This is a genomic window from Chryseobacterium sp. PCH239 (assembly GCF_018924625.1).
In the GTDB taxonomy this organism is placed as follows: domain Bacteria; phylum Bacteroidota; class Bacteroidia; order Flavobacteriales; family Weeksellaceae; genus Chryseobacterium; species Chryseobacterium cucumeris.
The window spans coordinates 4,594,808-4,607,796 of sequence record NZ_CP073027.1; the positions used below are offsets into that span (position 1 = coordinate 4,594,808).

At 37.1% G+C, this 12,989-nt stretch carries 8 protein-coding genes and 1 pseudogene; 3 read left to right on the forward strand and 6 right to left on the reverse strand.

All coding sequences use genetic code 11. The annotated features are described in order from the left end of the window. The first annotated feature begins 101 nt into the window (after window positions 1-101). On the forward strand, window positions 102-1,775 hold the full coding sequence (locus KBP46_RS21135; protein ID WP_062674372.1) for a glutamine--tRNA ligase/YqeY domain fusion protein: 1,674 nt from the start codon (window positions 102-104) through the stop codon (window positions 1,773-1,775). A gap of 92 nt (window positions 1,776-1,867) precedes the next feature. Here the strand turns inward: KBP46_RS21135 and KBP46_RS21140 are convergent, their stop codons facing one another. The 3 genes from KBP46_RS21140 to KBP46_RS21150 all read right to left on the reverse strand — a co-directional run bounded on the left by KBP46_RS21140 (window position 1,868) and on the right by KBP46_RS21150 (window position 5,672). Further along, window positions 1,868-2,764 (reverse strand): 3-hydroxyacyl-CoA dehydrogenase, encoded by an 897-nt coding sequence (locus tag KBP46_RS21140; RefSeq protein ID WP_216444104.1) that lies wholly within the window; start codon window positions 2,762-2,764, stop codon window positions 1,868-1,870. Between the two features lie 11 nt (window positions 2,765-2,775). Next, window positions 2,776-4,704 carry an oleate hydratase gene (locus KBP46_RS21145; RefSeq protein WP_216444105.1) on the reverse strand — a complete coding sequence of 643 codons (1,929 nt, stop codon included), beginning with the start codon at window positions 4,702-4,704 and terminating at the stop codon, window positions 2,776-2,778. Between the two features lie 89 nt (window positions 4,705-4,793). After that, window positions 4,794-5,672, reverse strand: coding sequence for an AraC family transcriptional regulator (locus KBP46_RS21150; protein ID WP_120231945.1), 879 nt, complete (start codon window positions 5,670-5,672; stop codon window positions 4,794-4,796). Between the two features lie 297 nt (window positions 5,673-5,969). Between KBP46_RS21150 and KBP46_RS21155 the strand changes: the two genes are divergently transcribed. After that, window positions 5,970-7,151 carry an MFS transporter gene (locus tag KBP46_RS21155; protein ID WP_216445510.1) on the forward strand — a complete coding sequence of 394 codons (1,182 nt, stop codon included), beginning with the start codon at window positions 5,970-5,972 and terminating at the stop codon, window positions 7,149-7,151. Between the two features lie 81 nt (window positions 7,152-7,232). Here the strand turns inward: KBP46_RS21155 and KBP46_RS21160 are convergent. Continuing rightward, window positions 7,233-8,197 (reverse strand): annotated as a pseudogene (locus KBP46_RS21160) (YpdA family putative bacillithiol disulfide reductase). Between the two features lie 131 nt (window positions 8,198-8,328). Between KBP46_RS21160 and KBP46_RS21165 the strand changes: the two are divergent. Beyond that, on the forward strand, window positions 8,329-8,970 hold the full coding sequence (locus KBP46_RS21165) for a hypothetical protein (RefSeq protein WP_216444106.1): 642 nt from the start codon (window positions 8,329-8,331) through the stop codon (window positions 8,968-8,970). Between the two features lie 75 nt (window positions 8,971-9,045). Here the strand turns inward: KBP46_RS21165 and KBP46_RS21170 are convergent, their stop codons facing one another. Together KBP46_RS21170 and KBP46_RS21175 are read right to left on the reverse strand one after the other, a co-directional pair. Continuing rightward, entirely contained in the window at window positions 9,046-10,344 is a 1,299-nt protein-coding gene (locus tag KBP46_RS21170) for a glycosyl transferase family 1 (RefSeq protein ID WP_216444107.1), read from the reverse strand. Window positions 10,345-10,424: 80 nt separating this feature from the next. Next, complete coding sequence (locus tag KBP46_RS21175) at window positions 10,425-12,965, reverse strand: YfhO family protein (protein WP_216444108.1); 2,541 nt, start codon at window positions 12,963-12,965, stop codon at window positions 10,425-10,427. Between the last annotated feature and the right edge of the window lie 24 nt (window positions 12,966-12,989).

The following is a 12,989-nucleotide window of genomic DNA, read 5'->3' on the forward strand; positions in this document are numbered from 1 at the left end:
TGAAATACAACAGGTAAGGCATTTAAATTACCACTTTTACAAAAGCTTATTTTTCCGTAACTTTGTGAAACTTTTTTTGCAAAAAAATAAAAGCTACTTTAATGGAAGAAGAAAAAAAATCACTCAATTTTATTGAGCAAATTATAGAAGATGATCTGGCAAACGGTTTAAGAAGAGATCAGATCCGTTTCCGTTTTCCACCTGAACCCAATGGTTATCTGCATGTAGGGCATACAAAAGCCATCTGCATCAACTTTGGGCTTGGTGAAAAATACAATGCTCCGGTAAACCTTCGTTTCGACGATACGAACCCTGAGAAAGAAGAACAGGAATTCGTAGATTCTATTATGAAAGATGTAGAATGGTTAGGTTTCAAATGGGATAAAGTTTTGTATGCATCCGATTACTTCCAGCAGCTTTATGATTGGGCAGTTCGGTTAATTAAAGAAGGAAAAGCTTACGTAGATGAGCAGCCGTCTGAAGTGATTACTGAGCAAAGAAAAAATCCTGCAGAGCCGGGAATTGAATCCCCATACAGAAATCGTCCTGTTGAAGAGTCTTTAGATTTATTCGAAAGGATGAAAAACGGAGAATTTGAAAGTGGTTCAATGTCTCTTCGTGCAAAAATTGACATGGTTTCACCTAACATGAATATGCGTGACCCTGTGATGTACAGAATTTTGAATAAACCTCACCACAGAACCGGTACAGCTTGGAAAATTTATCCTATGTACGACTGGGCTCATGGTGAATCCGATTATATAGAACAGGTTTCACATTCCCTTTGTTCTTTGGAGTTTGAAAATCACAGACCTTTGTATAACTGGTATTTAGATCAGGTTTATGAAGAAGGAAATGTTAAAAATAAGCAGAGAGAATTTGCAAGGATGAATGTTTCCTATATGATTACTTCCAAAAGAAAGCTGCAAAGATTGGTAGCTGAAGGAGTAGTAACCGGATGGGATGATCCTAGAATGCCTACTATCTCTGGGATGAGAAGAAAAGGATTTACTCCTACTTCTATCAGAAACTTTATTGAAAAAGTAGGGGTAGCGAAAAGAGAAAACCTTATCGAAATTCAGTTACTGGATTTCTGCGTGCGTGAAGACCTGAATAAGGTTGCCAAGCGTGTAATGGCAGTAGTAGATCCAGTGAAATTAGTGATCGAAAACTATCCGGAAGATAAGGAAGAATGGTTAGAAACTGAGAATAATCCTGAACAGGAAAATGCAGGAACAAGAGAAGTTCCATTCTCAAGAGAAATCTATATTGAACGTGAAGATTTCAAAGAAGAAGCTAACAATAAATTCTTCAGACTCAAATTAGGAGGAGAAGTTCGTTTGAAGTCTGCTTACATCATCAAAGCCGAAAGGGTGGAGAAGGATGAAAATGGTGAGATTACAACGATCTACGCTACGTATGATGAGAAGAGTAAGTCAGGAAGCGGAACAGAGGAAAGTTTAAGAAAAGTAAAGGGAACTTTACATTGGGTATCTGCAAAACATGCTATTCCTGTAGAAGTAAGAATCTACAACCAACTGTTTACAGTGGAACAGCCTGATGCGGAAAAAGATGTAGATTTCTTAAACTTCATCAATCCTGAGTCTGTAACTACAGTGAAAGGATTTGCTGAACCGAGCCTGAAAGAAGTTGCTGTGGGAGAACCATTACAGTTCCAGAGAATCGGATATTTTACGAAAGATCAGGATTCTACAGATGATACATTGGTATTTAACAGAACAGTAACATTGAAAGATTCTTATAAACCTGAATAATTTTCAGGAATAGATCATAAAAACAAAAAGCAGGACTTCATACAAGTCCTGCTTTTATTATTTAATAGCTTAAAATCTTGAAGTGTAGGATTCTACTTCAGAAAATCCTTGTCCTGATAGGCGGGATTCGGATATTTATAAAATCCCTCCCCGGTCAATACTCCCAGTTTTCCTTTATCAATATATTCTTTTTTTAATTTTTCTACAGCTTTTATCTTTAATGGATCCTGAGTTTCTTCAGCTTCCATCTTATTGATATTATAAGCCGTCGTAATTCCTACAATATCCAGAATACCAAATGGCCCTGCAGGTGCTCCTGTAGCTACCATCCATGTCTTATCAATGGTTTCTATATCTGATACTTCATCAACCCAGAGATTGACTGCAGCGCCAAGCAGCGGAACCAATAATGAATTGACAATATACCCGGGTTGTTCCTTCTGGATAGGCAGTGCTACCATTCCAATCGCTTTCGCAAATCTGATTACAGAATCAAATACCTCCTGAGAAGTTCCCGGATGCCGCATTACCTCTCCGGTATTGTGCTTCCAGATTTCATTGGCAAAATGGAGGGCTACAAATTTCTCCGGTCTTCCTGTATCTTCAGCAAACTGACTTGGAAGAAGAGTAGAAGAATTCGTTGCAAATACTGTTTTTTCCGGGGCAACCTTAGCCAGCTTATGGTAGAATTCTGTTTTAATTGCTGGATCTTCTGGAACTGCTTCTATCAGAAGATCGGCATCTTTTACTGCTACAGCAAGGTCTGATGAATAATTGATATTTTTAAATGTGGCATCAAGTTGTTCCTTCGTTGCGCCCAGATCTTTTTTGTAAGCTTCACTTAAAGCGGTGAATTTACCTTTGGCTTTTTCCAATACTTCATCATTGATATCATATACGGTAACGTTGAAACCGTGATAGGCCGTCTGGAAAGCGATCTGATATCCTAATACGCCGCTTCCCGCTATCGTTATATTTTTAAAATCCATGAGATTTATTTTTAGTCTTTTACTCCTTTTACCCATTCCTGAAATCTGGTTAAGAAAGATTCATGTTCTTCTTTTTCTTCCGGACGGTTTACCAGAATATGTTCAAAATAAGTTCCTTTTAATATTTTTCTTAAAATCCCTTCTCCTAAGAAAGGTTTATAGTCATTCAAAGCCTGGGTAGCTTTTAATAAATGTCGGATGTCATATTGTAACGGATTGATATCCGGCACTTGTTTGTTAAGATTAAGAAGGCTGTAAACAGCTATTCTCGCAGTTCTCACAGAGCTTTCCATAGTGAAGACAACATCGTTATTGGTTTCTACAAACTGTCCTACAAGACCTAAGTTGGTACATCCTTCAGGAACCACTCTCGGACGGTCTCCCATCGCTCTAGGCATAAACATAGACGTGATATAAGGCATGAATGCGGTACGTACAATGGTATTTTCTGTGACATTATCCAGCTGATCTGTTATTCCAAGGTGGTAGCAAAGCTCGGACAGAATCTCGTTCCCGGTACACTGAGGCATTGTTTTTTTGATATAATTACCTTCTTTATCCATCAGTAAAGCATATACCCAAACTACAAGGATGTCATCCGGCTGAGTAGGGAAGTGCGGTTGCCTGTTGCAGGTAAAGCTCATTACCCAATTAGAATCTGTAATGGTAATAATACCTCCTGTGGCTGTTCTTCCTGAATAAGGATCATTTACACACAGTTCTTTCAGTTTCTCTGTGAAAGCAGAAGGACGGCAGGTTAAGGTAGCAGACTCCCATGAAGATTTTTCAATGTGGCTACAGAATTTTTCAGGTTTCCCGAATACTTCAGATTTTGCAGCAAGATTTTTCCAAAGCTTCCATCCTGCACTTTGTCCTGCACTGCTGTTGTCTATCGTAACCTCAGGAACGGTATTGTTGTCACCGTAGAACGTACTTTCTGTCATAGATCCGGTAGTTACAATAACGTAGTCGTCTTTACCAACCGGTATTCTTACTTCTTCGCCATTTTGTTCAGTGATAATTCCTTCTACAGTTTTTCCTTCCGTATTAATATGAATATCAAGATCTTTTACCAAAGTATTAAACTGGATCTGCACCCCTTTTTCCACCAGGAAGTTTTTTAATGGAGTTACATACGTGTCGTACTGGTTATATTTGGGGAATACAAGACATGAGAAGTCTTTCATTCCGTCAATGGCGTGAAGGAATCTGTGCATATACAGTTTCAGTTCCAGTAAGCTGTGCCAGTTTTCGAAGGCAAACATAGAACGCCAGAAGAACCAGAAATTACTGTTGAGGAAAGATTGAGAAAAATAATCTTCAATCGTAAGATCATCCAGTTCTTCTTTTTTCTTAAGCAGGAGTTTTACAATCGCCAGCTGATCTTTTTTCTCAAGTCCGAATTTGCTGAAATCTTTAATCTGTCCTTGGTTGTGGATCAATCTTGCTTTAGAGTAATTCGGGTCGTTGTCATTAACAAGACGGTATTCATCCAATACACTATAAGGAGCAGGCAGCTCCAAAGCAGGAATATCCTGGAACATATCCCATAGATTTTCATAAGTCATATCCATTTCTCTTCCTCCACGGATGATGTAACCGTCTTTTGCGTTACCGGCTCCATCCAAAGATCCGCCTTCTACATTTAGCTGATCAAGAAAAACAATATTTTTACCGGGAACACGGCCGTCACGGATAAAATAATACGCTGCCGACATTCCGGCAATTCCGCTTCCGACAATATAGATTTTACTGTTTTCGTAAGATTGCAGAGGAATACCTTTATTACGTTGATAATTTCCGATCTGATCGGAGAAAGGCATCGTTTTTTCAGGAGTGTTAATCTGAACTTCTTTACTTGAATCCGGTTCGTGGTTTACATTTCCAAACTGCTCAGAGGCATTTAAAACTTTATCGAATTTTGAATTGATCGTACTCATCTTTTATTGTTTTTAATTAACAGTATAAAGGTACCTCTATTCAGAAAGCGATATATATCCCCAAGTTCAGAATTATTATCCCCAAATTCTCATGACTGAATATTTTCTTTAGTTCTGTACTCCGAAGGGGAAAGTGCCGTATGTTTTTTAAAGAAACGGCCGAAAGCTGATGCTGAGTTAAACTGAAGCTCAAAGGCGATCTCCGATATGGTGATCTCAGGATTTCCAAGCATGACATACGCTTCCTTCAGTAATGCTTCATCAATCACTTCATGAGGTGTTTTTCCGCTTGATTTCTTAATGATTTCGATGAGGTATTTATTGGAAACATGAAGTTGATCCGCATAAAACTGAACCGTTCTTTCCCGGGTGATGTTTTCACGGATCAGTTTACTGAATTTGAGATAAAGGTCTTTTTTTCCTTCTTCCTTTTCCGGATTTGCAGCATTTTCCTGTTCCATAATCTCAGCAGTCTCCAGCAGAAGATTGAAAATAATGGTACGGATAATCTCCTCTGTAAATTTTCCCTGCTTTTTCGATTTTTTATCGAGGTAATCCAGAAGATTTTGCAGAAGTGAAGAATTGGTTGCCGTAGTTTTTACAATACTGTATGAGCCTTTGGAGAAAAGATTCATTTTCTCAATGATAAAAGGATTGGAAATATTTTTAATCAGAAAGTTCTTGTCGAAGAACAGCAGTTTCATCGTAAAATCATCACTGGTTTTTCCAAATTTCACAATGGTAGAAGGTGCTGCAATAAGAAAGCTGTCAGCATCTACTTTGTATTTCTGACGGTCTATTTCAATATTGATTTCTCCGGCAGTACATATACATAGTGCATAATAATCCATTCTGAAAGGAGCTTTTGGAAATTCAAAAATGGGTTTTCCGGAAGAAATGTAATAGGATTGGCAGCAGTCAATACTGTAAAAAGATAGCGTATCATGTAAATTTTCGTAGGTTATCATTCTTCAGTATTGGTTAAAATTTTATTATGTTTCTAAGTGAATTCAGTATAAAAGCATCTGTTTTTACTGCAATTTACGATTTTTATAAAAGTTTATTGTTTTTATATAGCAGATAAAACTGTTTTTTCAGATTAAAGGTGATTGTCTGTTGAAGGTTATTGATAAAAATAGGGTTTAAACAAAGACTTTTGGGTTATTTTTATCTAATTTTGCACTGTCAAATTTCCCCAAAATATTATTGTGAGATTAATTAACGTATATACGAGTTCTTTCAAAGGACTCTCGCAGGAGAGTTGGATGCTGGCGTTGGTAATGCTCATCAACAGGGCCGGTTCTATGGTACTTCCGTTTCTGGGAGTTTATATGACGAATCATTTGCATTTCAGTATTGAAAATTCCGGAATTGTACTGAGCTTTTTTGGAATAGGTTCGGTTATCGGATCATGGCTTGGAGGTATGATTACGGATAAAATAGGAGAGTACAGGGTGCAGAGTCTGAGTTTGCTGCTCAGCGTTCCTTTATTCTGCTTGATTCCGCTTTTTACAACAGAAGCCGGATTGGCAGGAATTATTTTAGCCCAAAGTATTGTAAGTGAAACGTTCCGTCCCGCAAACTCGGTGGCGATTACCAAATATGCAAAACCTGAAAATATTACCCGTGCTTTCTCGCTCAATCGTATGGCCGTTAATCTTGGGTTTTCTATTGGTCCTGCACTGGGTGGTATTTTGTCGGCTATTTCTTATGAATTTCTGTTTTTCAGCAATGCATTGGCTGCTTTGCTGGCAGGATTGATGTATATCTGGTTCTTTAAAAACCGGGCACGATTAGCTAAACTGAAAGCAAAAAAGGTAAAAGAAGCTATTATTATTAAAAAAGAAAGTTCACCCTACCGCGACAGTAAATTCCTTATTTATTGTATATTCTGTATGCTGTTTTCCATATGTTTCTTCCAGTTGTTCAGTACCCTGACGATATTTTATAAGGATACAGCTCATCTAAGTCAGCAGAATATCGGATATATTCTGGGATACAGTGGTTTTCTGATAGTTCTGCTTGAAATGGGGCTGGTACAGATTGCTGAGAAGTATTTTACTTTAGCCTTTACAATGCTGTTCGGGACTTTCCTGTGTGGGATTTCCTATGCCATGCTGGCTTTCGATTACAGTCTGATTACCCTTGTGCTGTCTATGACATTACTTTGTGTGGGAGAAATATGGACACTTCCATTTATGTCTACCATTACAGCATTACGTTCGGGAGAAAACAATAAAGGGGCTTATATGGGACTGAACGGGATGTCATTTTCTATCGCATTTATCATTACACCTTATATAGGAACACTGATTGCAGAAAAATTAGGATTCAATGTATTATGGATCGGAACCGGGCTGCTTGCAGTATTTATTGCGATTGGTTTTTACTTTATCATTCCATGGATGCTTAAGGATAAAAATAAGGTAGAAAAAGAGATGATATAGCGCTTTTGATTAAATAAAAAGTTTTCGGGCAATTTCGTAGAAATTGCCCGAAAACTTTTACTATATATTAGTCGTTTACGATTAAGATTTTGAAAGAATCGAATTAATAATCATATTGGCATGAATCCTTGAATTTTCAATGAACCAAAGGTGAGTATCTTTTCCTCCGCATACCACACCTGCAAGATAGAGATTAGAAATATTGGTTTCCATGGTTTCAGGATTGTAAAATGGATTCAGGCAGTCCCCGTTAAGTTCTATTCCTGAATTTTTCAGAAAATCAAAATCAGGAAGATAGCCTGTCATGGCCAGTACAAAATCATTGTCAATTTCATGAATAGCTCCGTTCTCATCTCTAAAAACAACAGAATTTTCTTTAATCTCGATCATTTCTGCATTAAAATGAGCTTTAATGCTGCCCTCTGCAATTCTGTTTTCAATATCGGGTTTTACCCAGTATTTTACACTTTTTGAAATCTCAGAATGACGGACAATCATCGTCACTTCAGCTCCTTTTCTGTAGGTTTCCAGGGCTGCATCTACAGCAGAGTTACTTGATCCTACAACAACAATTTTCTGTCTTGCGTAAGGATAGGGTTCTGTATAATAATGTTTGACTTTCGGAAGATTTTCTCCTGAAATATTCATAAGATTGGGAATATCATAGAATCCCGTAGCAATAACTACATTTTAGCCCGATAGATTGCTTTGGTAGTTTTGATTTCAAATATTTCATCCTTTTTCAAGACATTCAAAACCTTTTCATAAAGATTGATATTCAGATCTTTTTGTCTTGCAATGCCCTGATAGTATTCCAGAGCTTCCTGTCTCCCCGGCTTTGGAGCAGTAGAAATAAATGGCACTTCGTCAATTTCCAGTTTTTCTGCAGTAGAGAAGAAACGCATATATAAAGGATAATTGTACAATGAATTGACAATAGTTCCTTTTTCTATGATTATATGACTAAGATTGTTTTTTTGAGCTTCAAGGGCGCAGTTTAAACCGATTGGTCCGGCTCCGATAATCAGAATATCCAACATTTCCATCTAACAAATGTACGATGTAATTTTTAAAATGAGAAGCCCAAACCCATCAACTCTCATAGTCTTTATCTCTTTACATCATTTACCACTTGGCATCAGTTTTGGTGTTTTTTACCAATTTCAAAATCTAAAATATGAAAAAATTATTGATTGCGGTTTTCGCTCTGGGTATGATTGTAGCCTGCAAAAAAGAAGCCGGAAAACCTGTTCCCAGTGAAATAGATTCTATTGCACAAAATAAAACAGACAGTGCAGGTATTGTTCAGACTCATGCTGATAAAGAAGCCGCTTTAAAGCAGACTAATGATGAGGTTTTGAAAGCACTAAAGACAAAAGATTATACTACTTTTACCTCTTTGATTCATCCCGAAAAAGGAGTTCGTTTTTCGATGTACGCTTTTGTTAATCTGAAGGAAGATAAACATTTTTCTAAAGCAGATTTTGAAAAATATCAGCCTACCAAAACCTTGTTTACCTGGGGAGCACAGGATGGCTCGGGTGATCCTTATAAAGCAACTATCAATGATTATCTAGGAAAATGGGTGTTTTCTAAAGATTTTACAACATCACAATATTCGCTGAATAAATTTATCGGTGGAGGTAATTCCCTGAATAATTTAAAGGAAATTTATCCAAAAGCTGATTTTACAGAAAACTATATCAAAGGAACTGAAAAATCCGGTGAAATGGATTGGAAAACTGTTCGTTTTGTATTTGAAGAATTTCAGGGTAAATATTACCTGATTGCTGTTGTGAATGACCAGTGGACAATATAGAAGTTAGAAGTTAGAAGTTAGAAGTTAGAAGTTAGCGACTGGAATAAACTTCCAGCCTCTAACTTCCTTTCTTTTTTATTTCAAAACTTCAGTCAGTTGCTGAGTAAGATTTTTTCTTGAAAATTGTTCAATATGCTGGGTGTTTTCAATAAGGCTGTCATTTTTCCACAGTTCATATTTTTCAAGAATAAACTTTTTAATGTTTTCTGTATCCTGATAACTGAAATGCTTTCCTGCCTGCGTTTCTTCCAGAATTTTTGCGACATCTGCTTTGTCCGGACCGAAAGATAGAATCTGCTTTCCTGAAGCCAGATATTCAAATATTTTTCCCGGAATAATCCCTCTTGAAGACTCATTCGGAAAGTTGGTAATAAGAAGGAGATTGGAATTCTGCATCTCTTCTACGGCTTTTCCATGAGAAAGATATCCAAGGTTTAGAATATGATTTTTCAGACTTGAATTTTCGATGGATTGTAGGATTTTATCATCTATTCTCCCTACAAATTTTAATTTAAAATCAGCAGCAAATTCAGCGTTTTCTTTGATAAGTTCATCAAGAGCTTTCCAAAGATTTTCGGGATTTCTGAGCTGTTCAAGAACCCCAATATAACTTAGATTAAATGCTTGTCCATTTTGCAAATTTTGCCCTTTCGCTTTTTTACCAGAATCACTTTCATCATATCCATTCGTAATACAAACGGCATTGGCTCCTGCTTTTCTGAAGTTTTCCGCATCAGTGTAACTTGTAGCCAAAGTGATGTCTGCATTCTTAAATACAGCATTTTCCAGCTGGCGGTGTTTTTTATCCGAACTTTTAGTTAATTTCAGATGTTTGTAGTAAGAAATCTCTGTCCATGGATCACGGAAATCAGCAACCCATTTCAGATCCGGCATTTTATTTTTTAGCCCTAAACCAATCAAATGCAGAGAGTGTGGCGGACCGGAAGTAACGATGGTGTCTATTTTATTTTCTTTCAGGTATTTTTCCAGAAATGTAACGGATGGTTTTACCCAAAAAACTCTGGCATCAGGAATGAAAAAATTACCTCTTACCCAAATTGAAAGTTTAGATTTCCAACTTTGGTTTTTGCCTACATCAAATTGTCCGGCTTTGAATTTTTTATTGCTCTTATTCAGTTTTTCAGCAAGCTGATAAGGTTCCCAGATTTTGGTTCTTACCATCTCGATATTTTCCGGAACATCTTTCATCAGTGTTTCGTCCAGCAATGGATAGCTTGGATTTTCCGGAGTATAGATGATAGGTTTCCAACCAAAATCAGGTAGATATTTTGCAAACTTCAGCCATCTTTGAACACCAGGACCTCCCGCAGGAGGCCAGTAATAGGTGATAATCAATATTTTCTTCTGTTCCATTTTTTACTTAATGGTCTTTGTCATTCTGAACCAAGCGTAGCGCAGTGAAGAATCTCATTGCGCAACACTATTTATATTGTTTAAGCATTCTGTTCAGCTACAATCTCTTTTTTCTTGTTCTTATTCATCCAGAAAAGTCCAAATGCAGCCAACAGGATAAATAATCCGAACGAAAGAAGAGAAAGCCATTTTCCTTTTTCAATCACTTCAGGTTCAAAAACCATTCTGATATGGTGGTTTCCTGCCGGAACATGTACGGCACGAAGCAAATAATTTGCTTTGATATAAGGAACTTCTTTCTCGTCTACTAACACTTTCCATCCATGAGGATAATAAACTTCAGAGAATACAGCCAATTGAGGTGTTTTCGACTGAGATTTAAATTCAAGTTCGTTAGGCTGATATTTCGTAAGAGTGATAAATGCTGTAGAATCTGCCTGAACAGGTTTGTTATCAAAATAGGATTTGTCAGATGAAGCAATGACAGCTGTTTTCTTGTTGTCAATAGTCCCGATCGCTTTTATTTCCTGATTAGGAGTATCTACAAATTTTAAATCGCTTACAAACCATGCATTGCCATTAGCTTTAGGATTAGGAACAACCTGTGGCTGCTCAGGACCTCCGAAAACCATGTATTTAGCATTCAGTAAATTTAATACATTAGGTGTTTTTACACTGTCAATACTATTGATGTATTCATTCAGTACATCGTCATATCTTCTTAATTTTACAGCGTGATAACCGCCGATGGAAGCCTTAAAATAAGAGGTATTGGTTTCGCTGGTAACTCCTAATGTCTGGTTGTAAATTCTGTAGTGTGTTTTGTCTTTCTCAGCAATAGTTTCCAATGTTTTGTTGATGTTAACATTGGATAAAATAGATTCCAGGTTTGGATTTCCCTGTACTTTTTCAGCCAACAGGTCTGAACTTTCTGTCTGGAAAGGATTTTCAGCAAAGATTTTATCTACATAGTTTTCATCGTTTAAGTAACGCTTGTTTACCGTCCAAAGGTCAAATAAACTTACAAGCCCAATCACTACCAAAGCAATATTCTGATTAAGCTTTTTCTTTAAAGTTAAGAATAGAGCTGCCGCAGTAATCGCTACATAAATGAATGCTTTTATGGCATCTATTCTGAATAGTTTATATCTTTCATCTACAAGATAATCAAGCAGGAAAGGAGGGAAGTAGGTTTTCTCGTTTTCTGTAGCAAAACCTAACAATGATTTTCCAAAGATTAAAAGAATCAATAAAAATCCTAACGTTCCACCTCCTACATACATCAGAATTTTCTGCTTATATTCTTCAGTCAACTTTTCATCTGTAAAGAATCTGTATAATCCCAAAATGGCAATTAATGGGAATAATAACTCTACTACCACTAAGATTGAAGAAGGAGCTCTGAATTTATTATAGAACGGTACATAATCGATAAAGAAATCCGATAATGGCATAAAGTTACTTCCCCAGGCCAGTAAAATGGTCAGGATGGAAGCTCCCAAAATCCAGTAACGGTATTTTTTTGAAGCAAAAAAGAATCCTAATAAGGCAAGGAAACATACGATAGCTCCCTGATAAGCAGGTCCTGATGTTCCCGGCTGGTCTCCCCAGTAAGTTACTCCGCTGAAACCTTTGGAAATTCTATCCATTTCAGCCTGTGAACCTACATTTTCCTGAACCAGTTCCTGAACTCTGTTCATGATTTCTTTTCCTTCAGGTTCCTGGCTTCCTCCACCCATTAATCTTGGAATGAAAAGGTTTAAAGTTTCCAGCTGCCCATAGCTCCACATCAGCATACTCTCTTTGTCCATTCCGGATTTTCCTGAAGTATGGCTCTCGTTATTTAAAATCTGCTTTCCACGAACTGTTTCTTTTACATATTCAGAATTGGCCATGATTCTTTGTGAATTCATTCCAACCCCGATAACACATGACGCTGCAATAATTCCTGATGAAATAAGGAAGTGCTTCATCGGTGTCTTTTTCTGGATGGCTCTGATCAATTCAGAAAGGAATAAGAATCCTAACGCAATGAACAGATAATAGGTCATTTGTGGGTGGTTTGCAGCAATTTGAAGACCCATAAAAAGGGTAGTGACAATGAACCCCCAGATGTATTGTTTCCTGATATACACCAGTAAAATTCCGGCTAGCAACGGGGCAAAATACTCAATGGTATTGACTTTACCATTATGTCCGGCTGCAATAATAATATAAAAATAGGTTGAAAGCCCGAAGAAAGTGGCTCCTAAAAGAGCATATTTCCAATTTCTGACCACTACCATTCCCAAAAGGAAAAAACCTGCAAATAGCAGGAAGAGATAATTAACCGGCCTTGGCAGGAAATTCAGATTGCTGTCTATTTTTTTGATGACATCACCTTTGAACTGGCTTCCCATCTGATAAGTCGGCATTCCCCCAAACATGGAGTCACTCCAATAGGTTTCATTTCCGGTATTGGCTCTATAGTCGAGCAGTTCTTTTGCTCCTCCTCTGTACTGTACGATATCATGCTGGAAAAGCTGTTTTCCTGAAAATACAGGAGTGGAATATAAAAATGCTAAAACTATAAATACTACTAATGAAATTGCAATATAAATTAAGTTTTTATTTTTTGCCATGCTGGTTATTATCTTTTATTTCTT